Source organism: Undibacterium sp. MH2W (assembly GCF_049340215.1).
Taxonomy (GTDB): Bacteria; Pseudomonadota; Gammaproteobacteria; order Burkholderiales; family Burkholderiaceae_D; genus Undibacterium.
This window is the reverse complement of sequence record NZ_JBMPPA010000001.1, coordinates 196,294-214,273: the sequence shown is the minus strand read 5'-3', so window position 1 is coordinate 214,273 and position 17,980 is coordinate 196,294. Positions and strand designations below refer to the sequence as shown.

The 17,980-nt window shown below is 47.7% G+C and carries 16 protein-coding genes and 1 tRNA gene; 7 read left to right on the top strand and 10 right to left on the bottom strand.

Annotated features, from left to right (window positions below; genetic code table 11):
- Positions 1-11: 11 nt before the first annotated feature.
- Entirely contained in the window at positions 12-857 is an 846-nt protein-coding gene (locus ACO0K2_RS00965) for a sterol desaturase family protein (protein ID WP_423014811.1), read from the top strand.
- A 126-nt stretch (positions 858-983) separates the two neighbouring features.
- Here the strand turns inward: ACO0K2_RS00965 and trmB are convergent, their stop codons facing one another.
- Entirely contained in the window at positions 984-1,700 is a 717-nt protein-coding gene (gene trmB, locus ACO0K2_RS00960) for a tRNA (guanosine(46)-N7)-methyltransferase TrmB (RefSeq protein ID WP_423014809.1), read from the bottom strand.
- 649 nt (positions 1,701-2,349) lie between these two features.
- Here trmB and ACO0K2_RS00955 point away from each other — a divergent pair.
- On the top strand, positions 2,350-3,315 hold the full coding sequence (locus ACO0K2_RS00955) for an Abi family protein (RefSeq protein ID WP_423014807.1): 966 nt from the start codon (positions 2,350-2,352) through the stop codon (positions 3,313-3,315).
- 87 nt (positions 3,316-3,402) lie between these two features.
- Here ACO0K2_RS00955 and ACO0K2_RS00950 read toward each other — a convergent pair.
- The 7 genes from ACO0K2_RS00950 to ACO0K2_RS00920 all read right to left on the bottom strand — a co-directional run bounded on the left by ACO0K2_RS00950 (position 3,403) and on the right by ACO0K2_RS00920 (position 9,770).
- Positions 3,403-3,476, bottom strand: a tRNA-Gly gene (locus ACO0K2_RS00950).
- Positions 3,477-3,603: 127 nt separating this feature from the next.
- Positions 3,604-3,948 (bottom strand): hypothetical protein, encoded by a 345-nt coding sequence (locus ACO0K2_RS00945; RefSeq protein WP_423014805.1) that lies wholly within the window; start codon positions 3,946-3,948, stop codon positions 3,604-3,606.
- A 158-nt stretch (positions 3,949-4,106) separates the two neighbouring features.
- A complete protein-coding gene (locus tag ACO0K2_RS00940) occupies positions 4,107-7,049 on the bottom strand; it encodes a CHASE domain-containing protein (protein WP_423014803.1) in 2,943 nt (980 codons plus the stop codon).
- Positions 7,050-7,150: 101 nt separating this feature from the next.
- Positions 7,151-7,531: a response regulator gene (locus ACO0K2_RS00935; protein ID WP_423014801.1), complete on the bottom strand. Its 381-nt coding sequence runs from the start codon at positions 7,529-7,531 to the stop codon at positions 7,151-7,153.
- On the bottom strand, positions 7,528-7,926 hold the full coding sequence (locus ACO0K2_RS00930) for a response regulator transcription factor (protein WP_423014799.1): 399 nt from the start codon (positions 7,924-7,926) through the stop codon (positions 7,528-7,530). The genes ACO0K2_RS00935 and ACO0K2_RS00930 overlap by 4 nt, the downstream gene beginning before the upstream one ends.
- 75 nt (positions 7,927-8,001) lie before the next feature.
- On the bottom strand, positions 8,002-9,153 hold the full coding sequence (locus ACO0K2_RS00925) for a sensor histidine kinase (RefSeq protein ID WP_423014797.1): 1,152 nt from the start codon (positions 9,151-9,153) through the stop codon (positions 8,002-8,004).
- Positions 9,150-9,770, bottom strand: coding sequence for a response regulator (locus tag ACO0K2_RS00920; RefSeq protein ID WP_423014795.1), 621 nt, complete (start codon positions 9,768-9,770; stop codon positions 9,150-9,152). The genes ACO0K2_RS00925 and ACO0K2_RS00920 overlap by 4 nt, the downstream gene beginning before the upstream one ends.
- A gap of 271 nt (positions 9,771-10,041) precedes the next feature.
- On the opposite strand from ACO0K2_RS00920, the gene ACO0K2_RS00915 reads away from it, so the two are divergent.
- Entirely contained in the window at positions 10,042-10,485 is a 444-nt protein-coding gene (locus ACO0K2_RS00915; RefSeq protein ID WP_423014793.1) for a thioesterase family protein, read from the top strand.
- A 135-nt stretch (positions 10,486-10,620) separates the two neighbouring features.
- Here the strand turns inward: ACO0K2_RS00915 and ACO0K2_RS00910 are convergent, their stop codons facing one another.
- Positions 10,621-11,358: a TIGR00730 family Rossman fold protein gene (locus ACO0K2_RS00910; protein ID WP_423014791.1), complete on the bottom strand. Its 738-nt coding sequence runs from the start codon at positions 11,356-11,358 to the stop codon at positions 10,621-10,623.
- Here ACO0K2_RS00910 and polA point away from each other — a divergent pair, their 5' ends adjacent.
- Complete coding sequence (gene polA / locus ACO0K2_RS00905; RefSeq protein ID WP_423014789.1) at positions 11,359-14,145, top strand: DNA polymerase I; 2,787 nt, start codon at positions 11,359-11,361, stop codon at positions 14,143-14,145.
- A 71-nt stretch (positions 14,146-14,216) separates the two neighbouring features.
- Here polA and ACO0K2_RS00900 read toward each other — a convergent pair whose 3' ends face one another.
- On the bottom strand, positions 14,217-14,681 hold the full coding sequence (locus tag ACO0K2_RS00900) for a hypothetical protein (protein ID WP_423014787.1): 465 nt from the start codon (positions 14,679-14,681) through the stop codon (positions 14,217-14,219).
- A gap of 399 nt (positions 14,682-15,080) precedes the next feature.
- Here ACO0K2_RS00900 and ACO0K2_RS00895 point away from each other — a divergent pair, with 399 nt between their 5' ends.
- The 3 genes from ACO0K2_RS00895 to ACO0K2_RS00885 all read left to right on the top strand — a co-directional run bounded on the left by ACO0K2_RS00895 (position 15,081) and on the right by ACO0K2_RS00885 (position 17,765).
- A complete protein-coding gene (locus ACO0K2_RS00895) occupies positions 15,081-15,563 on the top strand; it encodes a GNAT family N-acetyltransferase (protein ID WP_423014784.1) in 483 nt (160 codons plus the stop codon).
- A 126-nt stretch (positions 15,564-15,689) separates the two neighbouring features.
- Complete coding sequence (locus ACO0K2_RS00890; protein WP_423014782.1) at positions 15,690-16,604, top strand: SDR family oxidoreductase; 915 nt, start codon at positions 15,690-15,692, stop codon at positions 16,602-16,604.
- Between the two features lie 216 nt (positions 16,605-16,820).
- Positions 16,821-17,765 carry a LysR substrate-binding domain-containing protein gene (locus ACO0K2_RS00885; RefSeq protein ID WP_423014780.1) on the top strand — a complete coding sequence of 315 codons (945 nt, stop codon included), beginning with the start codon at positions 16,821-16,823 and terminating at the stop codon, positions 17,763-17,765.
- Positions 17,766-17,980 lie beyond the last annotated feature (215 nt).

The window sequence follows — 17,980 nt, the reverse complement described above, 5'->3', positions numbered from 1 at the left end:
GGAGACTCACAATGAACCCAACCCAACTTATCGTCATTACGGCGATTTATTTTGGCTTTGCCTTATTTGAAATCATCACGGGGCGTTTTTTTAACCTCGGCGCATCGAAAGATGACTGGAAAATTGATACCGCCATGTTGCTTTTGCTGCTGGTGCTGATTCAGCCAGGGATCGTGGTTGTAGTGAATTTTCTAGGGATGCACTATTTCCCCTTGCTGCATAATGCTTATAGCTATCTGCCAGCTTGGAGCATGTTCCTCATCCTTTTCGTCGCAGATGACCTCACGCAATACTGGTGGCATCGTTTATCACACACTTCGTGGATGTGGCCGTTTCATCGCGCCCACCACTCTGCGGCGTACATGAGTGTCCGCGTAGTCTATCGGAATAATTTTTTCTATTACGCTGCCATGCCGGGTATTTGGATTTCGTCCATCTTGATTTACCTTGGCTTTGGAAACGTCTATGTCGTGTACGTCGTGCTGAAGTTGGCTGTCATCATTGGTGCGCACAGCGCCAACCCATGGGATAAAGCTTTGTATAAGCTTCCGGTGATCAAACACGTGATGTGGGTCGTTGAACGAACGATCTCAACGCCAGCAACGCATTATGCTCACCACGCGCTGACGATGGATGATGGTATCGGTCATTACCGCGGCAATTACGGTAACTTCTTATTTTTATGGGATGTGATTTTCGGTACAGCGCTCATCACCCGTCAATACCCGCCCAAAGTCGGCTTGCAAGACGATCTGCAATTTGGAAAAGAAAACTGGCTGACTGAATTGTTTTACCCGATTCTTAAATCGAAACGCAGCCATTCAGCGCTGGGTAAAGAGAAGGTAATTATTGAATAGCCTCGACGATATCAGAATGTTTCGTCAGCAATAAATCGATGCCACAGGGCGCTGTCGTCGCCCTCCCCTCGTTGTGTTTATCTGTACAACATAGGGGGAGGGATACGATGGACGTGTCGTCCGATATTAGATTTTGGTGAAGACCAAATCCCAGACACCGTGGCCCAAACGCAAACCACGATTTTCAAATTTGGTCACTGGACGATAGTCCGGACGAGGTGCATAGCCGTCTGCGGTGTTTTTCAAGGTCGGTTCAGCGCTGAGTACTTCTAACATTTGTACCGCGTAGTCTTCCCAGTCGGTGGCGCAATGCAGATAGCCACCTGGCGCCAAGCGCGACGCCAATAACTGTACTAAGGGTCCCTGAATCAAGCGGCGCTTGTTATGACGCGCTTTATGCCATGGATCAGGAAAGAACACATGCACCCCATGCAATGACAACGGGGCAATCATATTGGTCAATACTTCAAACGCATCGTGCTGAATGATGCGCTGATTTTGCAATCCCATTTCATCCGTGAGCTTGAGCAAACTTCCGACGCCAGGCGTGTGTACCTCGACCCCGATAAAATTTTTCTCTGGCATGCTGGCAGAAATTTTGGCGCTAGTTTCGCCCATCCCAAAACCGATCTCAAACACCGTGGGCGCTTGACGACCGAATGCGGCGTCAACATCCAAGATGGCTTTTTGGTAAGGAATGCAAAAACGTGGCCCGAGCGTTTCAATGGCACGTGCCTGCGCATCAGACAAACGTCCGGCACGGGTCACAAAGCTACGAATACGGCGCTCAGTAGGATCATAAAATAACGGCTTTGCGCCATCAGCAGGTTTGGAATCTGACATACGGGAACTTAGTAAAAGAGGAAGAGACGGAACAGTGAGGCCCCATTAACATCAATGCGCCACACATTACAAACGATCAGACAACGCGTTATCAGATCAACCAATGCGCCAGACCAATTGAACGCATTTCATTCCGCAAAAGGCGTATTTTAACAGAGCATGAGGGTGAATTAAACAGAGATGCCAGAAAAGCAATTCTCTCGTTGGGGCAGACTCGCTCAACGCTCACAGATCTCGCGCGAAGACGACCACTGGTAAAAATGGCTCTCAACAATTGAAATACACCCCAAAAACTTGGACATAAGAGCGTTAGGACGACACAACGTCATTATTTACGGCGATGCAAGATTGTATCGCCGATGAGATAGGCATTAGTTCATGTTCAGCTCATATTCCGTTAGCAAAGTGCATTCATGAAATTGAAGCAAAGGTGACGCGGAGATGATCTGGAAGTACTGCTTGCGGGGAGGAGTGCGCTGCTATTTAACTCAAATAGCACTTAGAAAAGGCGAAGGGGCACAAGGCCCCTTCATTCATTACAGTGTAGGTTTGAGTCAGTGACCTATCAATGTGTACACACGAAATATACTGCTTGATCATAACCGAGTCAAGCTCTCCTTCCGAATGAAAGGTCATTAATGCTAGACTGATGCATCATTTTTTAACATTTGTACTTATGTTCAATCCCATTGAATTACAAGAATTGCAATTGATTACTTCAATGGCACGCCTTAGCTCTTATCCACGACATCTTGGAACCGCTAGCGCCGCTGAATCTTACGGAGCGTACATGTGGAGCATGGCGATTTCGACAGCTTTCTCCCCCTTAGTACACGCGTTGGAGGTCGGTTTTCGAAATGCTCTTAACAAAGAGCTATCCATTCACTACGGTAATGGATGGTTCGATTACTGGGTAACGAAAGATGCAAACGAGCTAAGATCAAAGGGAACAATCCAAGCAGGAAAACTTAGTACAGGTGAGCGTCTAATCCAAGAGGCGATAAAAAAAATCACATCACGCGACTATCCAAATGGCGCTCCACCGGGGTATAAACCTGCTTGGCAGCGTGTACTAGCTGAGATGACATTTGGTTTCTGGGTTAATTTTTTAGTAAAGCGGTTCTGGGATATTAACAGCAAATCTAAGCTGTGGCCAAATCATGTTACTACCGTTTTTCCTGGTGCCCCATCTCATATGCGAGCAGTTGGTCCATTACACAAAGCCTTTGACGAGATTGTAAATCTCCGAAACAGAATTCATCATCACGAGCCCTTGTGGAAACACCATACGGTCAACTCATGTTCAGACGCTTTGATTCATTTAAATGGACAACTTACGTCAACATTGACCAAGCTAGACTACTTGGGCTGCGGGCAGCGAAGAGCATTGGAACGATATGGTGTTGTTGCTGCTATCGAAGAGCTGTGCACCCAAAGCGCATTCGACCGCTTTGCAGGTAGAAGCAAAGGCTACTCAAAACCATATCGATTAGCTAAAAAAGATCTAGGATTACTAAAAAAACAGACAAAGGATATCGACTGCGTTTGGGTTACATCAGATACGAGTGATACTGTGCAACTAGTGATAAGGAATGGCAATCGTCGTTTCTTTTGAAGCGCGTTCGAAAACCGTCTTTTGAGGAAATATTTCAGAATTGCGGAAATTTAAGAACGAAAAAACCAACTAAGTCTTTGATTTTATTGGAGCGGGTGAAGGGAATCGAACCCTCGTATGCAGCTTGGGAAGCTGCCGTTCTACCATTGAACTACACCCGCCTATGACAATGCAGATTATACGGCTTTTTTATTGACCATTAGCGCGTATCCACCTTCGTCGGATGCCGATCCCAATGACTCTTCATCTAGATCAACATGGTCAATGTTGATCAGGTCAATGGCGCAATTATTTCGCAGGGGTAGCGGTCGTCGACGGTGCTTGCTCATCCTTTCGGCAGGACTGCACGCACTGCCCATAAGACTGATCACATGCATTGGATTTCTCTCTGGTCACATTGCGTAAATCCGCTTTTTTATGTGCTTGATACTCAGAGAGGCTTTCGCCCGTATTTCTTTCCGTGTTCGTCCTGAGGATGGGGTCGACCATTAATTTTGCATCAGCTTCGGCATGCGACAAACATTGTTTTTTCTCTGAAGTACATAGCGAAGGACAGAGCGATTTTTCTTCCGCATAGGCCACTGTAGCCAGTGTACAGATGAAACTCATGATGACATAAGGGACGACTTTCATAGGGTGCTCTTTCTTTTCGTAAACGGAACATCAATGCATAGACACTATATTAACAACAATAATACCACTATACAGTTGTCATTCTTGAAAAATAATGGCGGCAAGAACCATGTTCCTTGCCGCCTGGCGACGAATCTAACGCAAGTAGATGACGCTATTTACGCTGCGAGCAACGCCTCCTCTTGCGCAATTGGTAGCCAGAGTGTCACAGTCGTTCCTACATCTTTTTCGCTTTGCACATCGACGCGTCCGCCATGCAATTCGATAATTTCTTTAACAATACACATTCCCAGCCCTGTTCCCGGGATGTTGCCAGAAGGATCGGCGCGGAAGAAGCGTTCAAACAGGCGTTCCATTTGCGCTGGTGTTAGGCCGATGCCCTGATCCTTCACACGCAGACCAATTTCTGTCACGCCGTCATGCTCTTCACTGAGAACAAACAGATCAATATTGCCACCGTTGGGTGAGTATTTATACGCATTACTCAATACATTCATAAGTGACTGACCAATTTTCTCCGCATCGACTTTAACGACCGGTAGATGCTCATCGATATTCACGTTAATGCGTCTTGGATCGTTATGAACGAGTAACGCAGCAACCGCATTCTCGACGATGGGTGCGATGGGCTGGACGGTGAACTTGAAGTCTTTACCAGCGCGGGCTTCAATACGAGCAAGATCGAGTAACTCGTTAATCAAGTTAATCATAATACCGGCCTGCCGGTTAATGGTCCCTAATAAATCTTTCTGTGTTACTTCATCATAGTTACGACGAAGTAACAGTTCTGAGAAACCAAATATACTCGCCATCGGTGTACGCAGCTCATGGGCGGCGGTCGACAAAAATTCACTCTTGATACGATCAATTTCTGTTTCACGGGTCACATCGCGGAAATAAATGACCTGCTCCAAAGAGCCCACTGCCACAGTGCGGATAGAACGAATAAGGATTCGAGAATACGGCGCAGCTAAGTAGACCATTTGCTGACTGGAATGTACTAATTCATCTTCCGCATCGAGCACCAAATTCATCATCGTTTCTTCTTTTGCAGAGACATAGGCATGTGCCGGATCAGCCAATGAGGCCATGAGCGCATCAAACTCGTCCATGGTCAGATCAGTGAGTGTGATATTGGTAAATCCTGTCATTTCTAAAAAAGCGGGATTCACGTTGGTCAACTTACCGTTGGCATCAAAGGCCACGACGCCGTCTGGACTGAGTGTACAAATGGCGTCAAGACGCATGGATCGGATGCGAAGATTTTCTTCTGCCAGCACACGATCAGTAACATCGTTCTGGCTGCTCACATAATGAGTAATGAGACCATCTTGATCAATGACCGGTGCAACCGATAATTCATTCCAGAACAAGCTGCCATCTTTACGATAATTACGCAGCAGCACCTTACATTCCCGCCCCTCTTGGATGGCTTGCGAAATCTCTGCAATCTCCAGCTGGAACCGATCTTCTGCCTGCAGAATACGACAATTCATTCCCAGCATTTCACTGGCGCTATATCCAGTGATACGCTCAAAAGCAGGATTGGTATAAATAATCGGCTGACTTGGCATGCGCATGTCGGCGATAGCGATACCGTTATTTGCTGCCTCAATCGCTTTTAACCTCAGCTGAAGAATCGCTTCAGCCATCTTGTCGTCGCTAACATCTCTCACCATGAGTGAGTAGTTGATTTCATCATTCTGATTAAACTGACTCAGCGAAACGGCAAGCGGAAACTGGTCACCAGAAGAGCGGATACCAAACGACTCAACGCGGGCACTACGCATGGTGCTACCGGCATTGCCGTAACTATTAAGAATGTCCTCCAGCTTGTTCACATCCATACCATCAATAATTTGCTGCAAAGGAAAATCACGTAATTGATCGTTACTAAGACCAAAAATATGCTCTGCTGCTAGGTTTACTGATTTGACGATACCGTGACCATCGACACGTAAAATACCATCCGCTGCAGAATCCAATACGGCTCTGAGCGTGTTTTCACTATGACTAAGTTGTGTTGTCATTTCTTTTGCCATACCAAATGCGCGGTTACGTGTCGCCGCTAAATTTGTCACGACAAAAGTAAGCAAAATGGTAACCGCAACCCCTGCGACAAAGATCATATGACTGATCATATTGTTTGAGAGCGCCTCAAAGGTGGGCAGGCTAGAAAAGCGTAATGTCCATGTTTTCCCTTCAAACTCCATTTGCCGGACATTGACATAACGGGGAGCAACGCCAGAATGATCTGGGGCACTGGAAAAGAGTAATTTATTTTGATCAATTTCTTTGCCATCATAGACTTCAACACCGACACTACTATCGACATTGAACAATACATTGCGCATCATATCCTCAGCACGGAAGGGGCTGTAGACATACCCTAAAAGGGATTCGCGACGCTCTTCCACCGAGCCCCTAGGCAATCCATTTTTATATACCGGAATGAAGAGTAAAAAACCTGCCTGATTTCCTTCCTTGCCTTCTTGAACTAATTTCACGCGGCCCGTTAATGCAGGCTCACCCGTATCACGCGCTTGATCTAGCGCGGCGCGTCTAACATTTTCCGATGAGAGATCATAACCAAAGGCGTGCAAATTACGTCCCCAGAACGGCTCAAGATAAATCACCGTCATGTACTCATGACGCGGCGCAGTTGGGTGGATGGTATATTCAGGATAGCCCTCCGCACGAATCTTTGCTGTATGCGCGACCTTCTCACTGTCAGGAACGCGGAGAATGAAACCGACACCTTGGATGCCGGGCGACGTTTCGTCCAATCGCAAGCTAGAGACATAGGTGCGCCATTGCTCGCGGGAGGTATTGTTATTCATATTAAACAGCGCGGCACCACCCCGTAAAATCTGCTCGTTGCTATTCATGCGTCGTGCAAGAGATGTGCTGATCAGCTCTCCAGTACTGATAAATCGCGCCCGATCAACATCTTCATGATTTCGAATGCTGATCGTCCAGACAACGTAGGAAATACTCAGGCCAGCAATGAGAATGAGCGACCCCAGCCATTGCTTTCTGAGTATTTTAAGATAGCGGTAATACCAGGGACGCATCTCTTGCTGTGGTTGAATCTGGCTCATCATTGTCTCCTACCCTGTCGATTGGGCTGGCTGCCAGACTCTGCAAGTCAGCAGCGACGATTTGAAGTTGCGGTGTCGATGAAAAGTACGTGGTCGACCATTTATTGACGAACACGTTCGGTGACTCGATCCACTTCATCAAGTAACTGTGAAAAATTAAAAGGCTTTTCAATAAAGGCATCTGCGCCGAAATACATACCGAGTTTTTTTTCATCCTGCTGAAAAAAAGCAGTCAAGATAATGACGGGCGTAGCAGATAACGCTGGATCGTTTTTGATGGCACGGCAGAGATTAAAACCGTCCACGCGACCCGGCATCCGCAAATCGATAATCACACAATCCGGTTTGTATTGATGGGCCATCGCTAATGCTTTTTCACCATTCGCTGCTTCAATGATATTGTGGCGCTCCAGCTCCATCACCATCCTCACGAGTTGGCGTGAATCAGATTGGTCATCGACCACCAAAATGGTGGAAGTCATGCCAATACTCCAGTGGCTTCAATTTCAGCAAAATACTTATCAATGGTGTCCATCAGCTCTAACGGGCTAAAGGGCTTAATCATGTAAGAATTGGCACCAACTTTGAGCCCAGTATCAATATCGGACTGCTGCCCCCTTGCGGTCAGCATGATAATTTTGGTCCGTGCGTAGTCTGGATTTTTTTTCAGTTTTTCACATACTTGTAAACCATCCATACTCCCTGGCATCATCACGTCGAGCAGAATAATATGAGGGGCAACAGTCAGTGCCAGGTTGTATCCACTATCGCCATTATCGGCTTCATGTAATTCGTAATCACCAAAATCGAGCGTCATGCGAATTAATTTCCGGATATCTGCCTGGTCTTCAACGATCAGGATACGTTTGGTTTTCATTTGTCGCCTCCGTACTACATTGATCTACTGCATTGTTGGTCTACTGCATTGTTGATCTACTACATGAAACATCGATTACTTTTTCTCTGCTGCCTGTACTGCCTGTGCTGCTCTCGCTGAATGCATCCGCTGCATCAGTGCCACCATGTCATGGGCATAGCGTTGTGCCTGCTGTGCATCGAGGACCTGCGTGTCTTGGACAGGTGCGCCAGTCGCCAATTCGAGATTAAATTCAACAATCTCTTCGCCCTCTCCCTCCGTCACCGTCATCCGTCCACCGTGCAAATGCAAAATTTGCTGACAGATCGGCAATCCCAAACCGGGTCCCTTTTTGGGTGTGCCCGGTGCTTTTGGCGTGCTTAACTTCTTGTCTTGAATGTAGTCTTCGACTTGATTGAAAGGTACAAACATTTTCTTTTGCATCAGGTGCTTACTCGTAAATTGTCCATGATTGCGCAAACTTAAAATGACGTGCGTGCCAGTGCAGCGTAATGCAATCTCTAATCGAGATTTCGGTACAGCATGGCTCGCGGCATTATTGATCAACTCTCTGAGTGCTCTCGTGAGCCAAATACTACTGCCATAGACGGGCGGTAACTCCGCATCTAAGCCCTCTAGATAAACTTCTAATCCCCTTGCCACTAAGTGTTTGTTTTCAGCGTTCAAGGCTTCGTTGATCATCGTTTCGAATAGCAGTCGTTCCTGATCAACGAGCGGAGACGTACCGAACAATTCAGCCAACATTTCGATCCGTTGCAAACGTTCTGAAATCGCTTTACCGTTTGTCACCAGTCCTTGCATTTCAGGCGATGTTTCTTCATTGGCAAAAAAATCGAGTTGCTGAGAAAATTGGTGAATAGGTCGGGTCAAATCAATACGAATAAATTCATAGAAATTTTTCAGTGTCATTTCATAGAATTGTTTTTCAGTCTGAATCTGCGTCACAATTGCGTATTGGTTTGCGATCGGTAAAGGCATCAATTGCGCGATGAATCCAGCAGGGCTTCCTAACTGGGTTGGCAATGGCACACGCATCGGCGGCTTTCCAAACCCAGCCGCCAAATCACGCACACCTTTAACGATACGAGGATCTGGAAATGCTTCACCGATTTTCGCTGAAAACACTGCAATTCCTGGGGCATTCATATATTGGACGATGCCCTCTTTATCAACGATCGCGACGCCATCGCTCAATGCGTCGAAAAAGACTTTCATTTGTGGGTTCACGATTTGCTCCTGCGTACGTTCCGTCTTTGTTGCTCAAGATGCGCACTGATTGACGTCACAAGATCGTTGATCACGACGGGTTTTGGGTGGCATTCAATCATGGGAGGCAATCCTCCCAGCGCGTCCAACTGCTGTTGCGTCAGACTAGTACAAACAATTACCTTCATCCTCCCTATCTGATTGCTCCCCGCCAATAGGCGAAGTAATGCAACGCCGTCTACGTCAGGCATGTTCACATCGGTAATGAGGACATCAGGCGACTCTTGGCCGATTTTGATTAAGCTTTCAAGGGAGCTTTGTACAAATTGAATGCGAGGACGGAGACCCGCCGTTGTGGCGAAATACCTATCCAAAGAAGCATGCAAACTTTCATCATTGACAACGAGCAGTGTAATCGTCGGCGTGGGTTCAGTGATCGCAACGGCACCTGCACTTGCACACATGGCATCGACCGACGCTTTAAATATCCGACGATGTCCACCCGGCGTTTTCCAGGCATCAAGCCGTCCCTGCGCGACCCACAATTGCACAGCCCTAACGCTCACTTTGAGCCTCGCCGCCGCATCTCTCGTCGACAGCGTTTCCAACTCAACCGGAATATGACTGACCGTTTTCATGACTGATCTCAGTTCGTTTTTTTCATACTATGCGTCTATTTCATATTTACAAGGAGAAACATTTCAACAATTGTTAAATACACTGATTTATATATTTAAAAAAATTTCTATTCGCTTATCCTTGTGAACTTGAAAAAGATTGCAGTGCAGCATTACCTCGATGGATTTGTAGCAAAAGCGATCACGAATTCATCAAATTAAATGCGAGGTATTTCGGCAGCACAACAAAAGGCAGTTACAATCACGCCTCAACTTCAATTTCGATTTTCCTATGGCTCGTCTGCAATTACAGTTTCCTGAAAACCAGTATTACTACTCCACACCACTGACGGTACGCGTCACAGACATCAACGGCGCCAATCACCTCGGTAACGACTCGATGATTTCGATGATTTCGGAAGCGAGAGCGCGGTTTTTATATGAATTTGGTATCCGTGAAACAGCGCAAGATGGCGTCGGCATTATCGTGACGGATCTCGCGACCACCTACAAAGCAGAGGCCCATGCACGTGATCAGTTGCTGTTTGAAGTCGGCGTGATGGATTTCAACAAATACGGTGGTGACATCATCTTCCGCATTTCCCGCCCTGCGAATCAAACGCTCGTGGCGATGGCAAAGTCTGGTTTCGTCTTTTTTGACTACCGGAGTGAAAAGGTCGTGCCGATGCCTGAGGATTTCAAAGAGAAATTCTCTCGGGTGAATTACATCGACTAACATCGACTAACATCGATTAGCATCGTTGTGGTTTGATAACTAAAAACGAGTAGCGAGGGAATAAAGCAACGCCAGAGGATGCATGCATCGGCGTTGCCATCCTCCGCGCTGGCGGAGGAGACAGCAGAACTGGGGTTACAGGTAGAGCATGCGGTGACGCTCTTCTTCAGAAGGCTCAATGCTGCGTTCTTCATAGAATGCGTAGATCGCATCGACAATATTGGCTGGCTCATCAATCAATTGCACGAGATCCAGATCTTCTGGTGCAATCATGCCATTGGCCACCATCTGCACTTTCATCCAATCGATTAATCCACGCCAAAAGCTAGTGCCAACCAGAATGACTGGAATATGGCGCGTTTTTCCTGTCTGCATTAAGGTCAGCACTTCACTGACCTCATCCATGGTGCCAAAACCACCAGGGTACACAACATACGCGTCGGCATATTTCACAAAAGCGACTTTACGAGCGAAAAAGTGACGGAATGTGAGGCTAATATTTTGCCAAGGATTACTTCTTTGTTCATGGGGCAATTCGATGTTTAAGCCAACCGACGACGACTTCCCTTCGTAGGCCCCTTTATTCGCGGCCTCCATAATGCCCGGACCACCACCAGAGACGACGGCAAAGCCCTCATCCGACAAACGTCGTGCCAAATCCATGCAATTTTGATAATAAGGATCGTCTGGTTTTGTGCGTGCTGAGCCAAAAATGGTCACCGCGGGGCCAATATTCGCAAGGCGCTCGGTAGAGTCGATAAACTCTGCCATAATCGTGAACATATGCCATGATTCGCGCGCTTTTAAGGCGGTTGCCTTATCTTTGTCCATCATTTGGCGCAACCTTGTCACATTTTTTCTGTTCTCGTTCATATGCAAAATACCCTGTTGTTAGTTGATGGTTCCAGCTATTTATACCGTGCTTTTCACGCCATGCCGGATCTGCGTAATCCGCAAGGCGAGCCGACCGGTGCCATTTACGGCATGATCAATATGTTACGCCGTCTTCGTAGTGATTATCCGGCAGCATACATGGCGTGCGTATTTGATGCAAAAGGGAAAACATTTCGCGACGACTTATACCCAGAATACAAAGCCCAGCGCGCGCCGATGCCAGACGACTTACGTTTGCAAATAGAGCCGATTCATGAGGTTGTTAAGGCCATGGGATGGCCGATTTTGATGGTCGAAGGTGTTGAAGCGGATGACGTTATTGGCACCCTCTGTATTGAAGCCACCAAACTCGGTATGCAGACCGTGGTTTCCACGGGCGATAAAGATCTGGCGCAACTGGTCAATCCTCAAGTGACGCTCATTAACACCATGACCAACGAGAAAATGGATGAGCCTGGCGTCTTGGCCAAATTTGGTGTTCCACCGAACCGCATCATCGACTACCTGACATTGATTGGCGATACGGTCGATAACGTCCCTGGCGTAACCAAGTGCGGTCCTAAGACTGCTGTCAAATGGCTGACCGAATTCGACAGTCTCGATGGCGTCATCGCCAACGCCGATAAAATCAAAGGTGTCGTCGGTGATAATTTACGTGCTGCTCTCGATTGGTTACCACGTGGTCGTGAGCTGATTACAGTCAAAACGGATTGCGACCTCACGGGACACTATGCATCGATTCAGGCAAGCCTGGTGAGCCAAGAAGAGAGTAAAGAAGCGATGGTGGCATTTTTTAGTCGCTATGGCTTTAAAACTTGGTTGCGTGAATTAACCGGTGATGCGGTTGCAGGCGCGACACCACTCAAAGGCGGCGCAGCATCCAACTCTTCAGGGAATACACCAGCGCAGGCGGGCTTATTTAACGAGGATACCAACCCGGATACACCGCCACCCGTTGTCATCAAAAATTACGAGACCGTGCTAACAGAGGCGATGTTGGACACATGGATAGAACGGATTACGCAGGCAACACTGACAGCCGTCGATACAGAGACAACGTCACTCGAACCAATGACCGCGCAACTGGTCGGTATTTCGCTGTGCTGTGAAGCAGGTCATGCTTGTTATATCCCTGTTGCCCACAACTACGGGGATTGCCCATCGCAGTTACCGCGTGAACTAGTTTTATCTAAACTCAAACCTTGGCTAGAAGACGATAGTAAAGCCAAGGTAGGCCAAAATCTAAAATACGACGCCCATATTTTTGCGAACCAAGGTATTCATTTACGCGGTATTCAACACGACACATTGTTGGAATCGTATGTCTTTGAATCCCATAAGTCACATGATATGGACAGCCTCGCATTACGCCATCTTGGTAAAAAAACGATCAGTTACGAAGAGGTCTGCGGTAAAGGCGCGTCACAGATTTGCTTCGATCAAGTCGACATTGAACGTGCGACTGCTTACGCTGCAGAAGACGCTGACATCACTCTCCAATTACACCAAGCCATGTGGCCAGAGATTGAACCCGACGCCAACCTCCGTCGCGTTTATCACGACATCGAATTACCAACATCGATCGTTCTACAAAAAATCGAGCGTAACGGGGTCTTAGTGAACAAAGACCTGCTCGCAACGCAATCAAACGAAATCGGTCTGCGTCTCATTGAGCTGGAACAAAAGGCCTACGAACTCGCTGAACAGCCATTTAATTTAAATTCACCCAAACAACTCGGTGAAATCTTTTTTGGAAAATTAGGACTGCCTGTCGTCAAAAAAACACCCTCTGGCGCACCTTCGACCGATGAAGAAGTGTTACAAAAATTAGCCGAAGATTACCCGCTGCCAAAAGTGCTGCTGGAATACCGCGGCTTAGCCAAGCTGAAGTCAACGTATACCGATAAGCTGCCTAAAATGGTGAACACCACGACAGGTCGCGTTCACACCAACTACGCGCAAGCAGTAGCGGTGACAGGACGTCTGGCATCGAATGATCCGAATTTACAAAATATTCCAGTGCGCACCGCTGAAGGGCGTCGCATTCGCGAAGCATTTGTTGCTGCACCAGGCAATGTTATTGTCTCTGCCGACTACTCACAAATTGAGTTACGGATCATGGCGCACATTTCTGGCGATGCGAGCCTGCTCAAGGCATTTGCCGATGGCGAAGATGTTCACAAAGCCACCGCCTCAGAAATTTTTGGGGTGTCATTAGCAGAGGTCACCAGCGAACAACGTCGCTATGCCAAAGTCATTAATTTTGGCCTCATCTATGGCATGAGCGCGTTTGGACTGGCAGGCAATCTCGGCATTGAGCGTAGCGCTGCGCAAAACTATATTGACCGTTATTTCCAACGTTATCCCGGCGTCGCACAGTACATGGCAGATACACGGACGAAAGCAAAAGCGCATGGCTATGTCGAAACCGTCTTTGGACGTCGCCTCTGGCTCGCAGAAATCAATAGCCCGAATGGTCCACGTCGCCAAGGTGCCGAACGTGCGGCCATCAATGCACCAATGCAGGGTACGGCCGCGGATCTCATCAAACTGGCGATGATCGCTGTCCAACAGTGGCTGGAAGATGATCAATTACAATCAAAAATGATCATGCAAGTACACGATGAATTGGTGCTGGAAGTTCCTGAATCAGAACTCGAACTGGTGAAAACAAAACTCCCTGCGCTCATGGCAGGCGTTGCACAACTGAACGTGCCTTTGTTGGCCGAGGTTGGTGTTGGTCACAATTGGGAAGAAGCGCACTAAACGTCGTACATTCAAAAAATGCCGCGCTATCAGAGAGACTGTTAGCGCGGCATTTTTTTTAGTTCATTCGCTTATTTCTTTTCTGCCAGCCACTGAGAATGCGCTTCTTCCGCCGCTTTGATCGCACGATCAATATGCTCTAAAGCGCGGTGACGCAATTCATGTGCATCCGGATTGTCTTCTTCTTTATCGATATCACTGTGCGCTTTTTTCAGCGTTTCAATCGCTTTTAACAAACGGCTACCATGCTCTTTCACATCGGCTTTTGGATGATCATGTAAATCCTTACCATCATCGATAGAAGCGCGTTTAATCTCACCGATCGCTGCGTCGATTTCGTTGATACCCTTATCCTCACCTGCGTACACCTTCGCATCACCTGCTTGATGTTCCAAGAACCAACGTGCTGCGCGCAAATCAGTCAACGCATGTAAATACGCTGGGTGCTTTCCAGGCAGAACTTGCGCCATCGATACAACAGGAGACAAGCCAGCAACGAGTGCGAACGGGATCAGATATTTAACGAGTTTGTTCATTGCATTTCCTTTTTGGATAATGAAGTTTATTTTTTTTGCAGCGTGATCGATCTGTTTTATGCCAATGCGATGACGCTGCAGTGTTTCTGTTAACGGCAACGCTACAGGTCGGTTGACAGTCGCATATCATTGTTATGCGCGCCGTCTTTCCCACCGATCGTAGGACTGCCAAGGCGCAGATCATATCCTTGCAGCAATATATTTGTGGGTATGAAAATGCATCGTCTTGTATCAAAACCATGACAGTTTGTAAGATGCTCTACATACTTGCCGCACTGAGGAAAAAAGAAAACAAGAAAAACGCCATAGCGTCGATAGTCGATAGTCGATAGTTTGTGGTGACACACGACTTCTTTAACTCGCTTATACTTTCTTATTCACCAATCCTTCTTTTCGTTTATGCGCACGATCATCCAAGCTGATTTGCAGCAGGCACAACATGCCAAAGACCTCATTTTTCTATTAAATGCTTATGCATGCGACCCGATGGGCGGTGGAGAACCGTTATCTGATTACGCAAAAACCCATCTGGCGGAAGCCCTACAACATCGACCAACGGCGGTTGCTTTTCTGGCGTATGAAGATGATCAACCGGCGGCATTTTCTATCTGCTTCGAGGGGTTCTCGACTTTTGCGTGTCAACCCCTCTTGAACATTCACGATTTTGCTGTCCACCCCGCGTTTCGTGGCAAAGGAATTGCCAAAGATTTAATGCGCTTCATCAGTGATGTCGCGCAAGCGCGGGGATGCTGTAAATTAACGCTGGAAGTATTGGAAGGAAATGCACCAGCGCGGGCTTTGTATGTTGATCAAGGCTTCGCTACGTATGAATTAGATCCAGCGATGGGTGGCGCCATCATGATGCAAAAAAAGTTCGCGTGAACGTCGTGTAGTCGCGTTGAACGTCCAATACCCACCTGTTCAATCAGCACGGCACTTGCAATACGGTTGGGGGTGTTGTACATATCATCTACGAGTAACTCAATAACAACCAACAAAGGAAGACAAATGACACTTGATTTTAAAGGCCGCGTAGCGATCGTCACTGGTGCGGGTGGTGGCTTAGGACGTGAACACGCCCTCGCACTTGCTGCGCGTGGCGCCAAAGTCGTCGTCAATGATTTGGGCGGTGCACGTGATGGTTCGGGCTCATCGCTCTCCGCAGCGCAAGCCGTCGTCGAAGAAATCCGCGCCGCAGGTGGTGAAGCAATCGCCAATGGCGCTTCCGTGACGGATTTTTCGGCAGTGCAGGCGATGGTGGCTGAAACCATGGCGCAGTGGGGTCGTGTTGATATTTTGATCAACAATGCAGGCATTTTGCGCGATAAAAGTTTCGCAAAAATGGATATCGACGACTTCAAGCTTGTCATGGATGTGCACTTGATGGGCGCTGTCCATTGCTGTAAGGCTGTCTGGCCGGTCATGACTGAACAAAAATATGGTCGTATCGTGATGACCACCTCATCTTCTGGTTTATACGGCAATTTCGGGCAATCCAATTACGGCGCAGCCAAAATGGCACTGGTCGGACTGATGCAAACCCTCGCACTGGAAGGGGCGAAATACGATATCCGCGTCAATAGTCTCGCCCCTACTGCAGCAACCCGTATGACGGAAAGTCTCTTCCCACCTGAGTTTTTACAAGCACTCAAGGCGTCAGATGTTGTACCTGCGATGTTGGTCCTGGCCGCCGAAGACGCGCCAACCCGGGCCATTTTATGCGCTGGTGCAGGAAGTTTTGAAGCAGCCAATATCACCTTAACCCAAGGTGTATTTGTGGGGCGTGAGGCAGATGCACCGGAGCAACTTGCTGCTCGCTTATCAGAAGTTCGTCTGCGTGACGGAGAAAGCGTGCCTGACAGTGGTGCGGCACAAGGACATCTTGAGTTGACCAAAGCAATGAGTCATTTGCAAAAAAAATAAGCATTTTTTTTATAAAAATAGCATCGCTTGCTTATCAATATTACAAGCAAGCGAAATTTATACTCCCCCTGAGTACCCTTGTCTTTTTGCTTGATAGCCTTTTTTACCAACGATAACAAAGCGTAATAAAATATACTCCCCTTATTATTGCTATTTACTTGAAGTTAAATAAAACAGATTGCTGACGCCAGCGAAACTCTGTGCCACACTAAGCTCATGACACTCACAGAATTAAAATATATCGTTGCCGTCGCAAGGCAAAAACATTTCGGTCATGCAGCAGAAGCGTGCTTCGTGGCACAGCCGACCTTGTCTGTTGCGATCAAAAAACTCGAAGACGAGTTGGGCGTAACGATATTCGAACGTGGCGGCACCGAGGTTTCCACAACCCCGCTTGGTGCGCAGATTGTTGCCCAAGCAGAACGTGTGCTGGAGCAAACAGCGGCGATCAAAGAAATCGCAAAACAGAACAAAGACCCGTTGGCGGGTCCCTTCCGGCTTGGCGTCATCTATACCATTGGGCCTTATTTACTGCCAACGCTCGTCAAAACAATGATCCAGCGCGTTCCTCAAATGCCGCTGGTGTTGCAAGAAAATTTCACGGTCAAGCTCATCGAATTATTACGCCAAGGCGAATTAGATGCAGCCATCATGGCCTTGCCACTCCCAGAGCAAGGAATGATGATACAACCCCTCTACGATGAACCATTCGTTGTGGCGATGCCGAAAGACCACGCCTGGGCAGATCGTAAAGAAGTATCGACGGCGGAATTAAAATCCGAAACGATGTTATTGCTGGGTAATGGTCATTGCTTCCGCGACCAAGTCTTGGAAGTGTGCCCAGAAATGGCACGTTTCTCCACCACTGGCGATGGCATTGCTCGGACTTTTGAAGGCTCATCACTCGAAACCATTCGCCACATGGTTGCATCAGGTATTGGCCTCACGGTACTGCCGATTGCGTCGGTGCCTGATATGGATAGCACGGATGGTATGCTGCGCTATGTCCATTTTGCGAAACCCGTACCGGATCGTCGCGTCGTGATCGCATGGCGTAAAAGTTTCACCCGCCAAGCAGCGATCGACGCCATCCGCGACGCCGTCCTTGCGTGCGACTTACCAGGTGTTACGATGCTTGATGAAGGCATCAGTGTCCAGTAAGAAAGCGTGATTCGCTGGTCTTTGACCACACCCAGCGGCAGCGACGATGTAAGAACCGACGCGCCGCTGCATTTTGAATGATGGTCTATCCTCCCTCAATTTTTCCTTGTCCCTTCTCCGCGCAGTTGGAAAATCCAGTGCGCGAGTCTGCGCTCTTGATGATCGAAATAAGTCAACGGTAATGCCAATCTGTACACAACTACGGCTATACTCTG

What these genes read in the sequence shown, in the direction of transcription:
- ACO0K2_RS00895 (WP_423014784.1), top strand. Translation starts at nt 15,081, where the DNA reads ATGCGCACGATCATCCAAGCTGATTTGCAGCAGGCACAACATGCCAAA.
- ACO0K2_RS00930 (WP_423014799.1), bottom strand. Translation starts at nt 7,926, where the DNA reads ATGAAAACCAAACGTATCCTGATCGTTGAAGACCAGGCAGATATCCGG.
- polA (WP_423014789.1), top strand. Translation starts at nt 11,359, where the DNA reads ATGCAAAATACCCTGTTGTTAGTTGATGGTTCCAGCTATTTATACCGT.
- ACO0K2_RS00955 (WP_423014807.1), top strand. Translation starts at nt 2,350, where the DNA reads ATGCATCATTTTTTAACATTTGTACTTATGTTCAATCCCATTGAATTA.
- ACO0K2_RS00935 (WP_423014801.1), bottom strand. Translation starts at nt 7,531, where the DNA reads ATGACTTCCACCATTTTGGTGGTCGATGACCAATCTGATTCACGCCAA.
- ACO0K2_RS00965 (WP_423014811.1), top strand. Translation starts at nt 12, where the DNA reads ATGAACCCAACCCAACTTATCGTCATTACGGCGATTTATTTTGGCTTT.
- ACO0K2_RS00940 (WP_423014803.1), bottom strand. Translation starts at nt 7,049, where the DNA reads ATGAGCCAGATTCAACCACAGCAAGAGATGCGTCCCTGGTATTACCGC.
- trmB (WP_423014809.1), bottom strand. Translation starts at nt 1,700, where the DNA reads ATGTCAGATTCCAAACCTGCTGATGGCGCAAAGCCGTTATTTTATGAT.
- ACO0K2_RS00910 (WP_423014791.1), bottom strand. Translation starts at nt 11,358, where the DNA reads ATGAACGAGAACAGAAAAAATGTGACAAGGTTGCGCCAAATGATGGAC.
- ACO0K2_RS00890 (WP_423014782.1), top strand. Translation starts at nt 15,690, where the DNA reads ATGACACTTGATTTTAAAGGCCGCGTAGCGATCGTCACTGGTGCGGGT.
- ACO0K2_RS00900 (WP_423014787.1), bottom strand. Translation starts at nt 14,681, where the DNA reads ATGAACAAACTCGTTAAATATCTGATCCCGTTCGCACTCGTTGCTGGC.
- ACO0K2_RS00945 (WP_423014805.1), bottom strand. Translation starts at nt 3,948, where the DNA reads ATGAAAGTCGTCCCTTATGTCATCATGAGTTTCATCTGTACACTGGCT.
- ACO0K2_RS00885 (WP_423014780.1), top strand. Translation starts at nt 16,821, where the DNA reads ATGACACTCACAGAATTAAAATATATCGTTGCCGTCGCAAGGCAAAAA.
- ACO0K2_RS00915 (WP_423014793.1), top strand. Translation starts at nt 10,042, where the DNA reads ATGGCTCGTCTGCAATTACAGTTTCCTGAAAACCAGTATTACTACTCC.
- ACO0K2_RS00920 (WP_423014795.1), bottom strand. Translation starts at nt 9,770, where the DNA reads ATGAAAACGGTCAGTCATATTCCGGTTGAGTTGGAAACGCTGTCGACG.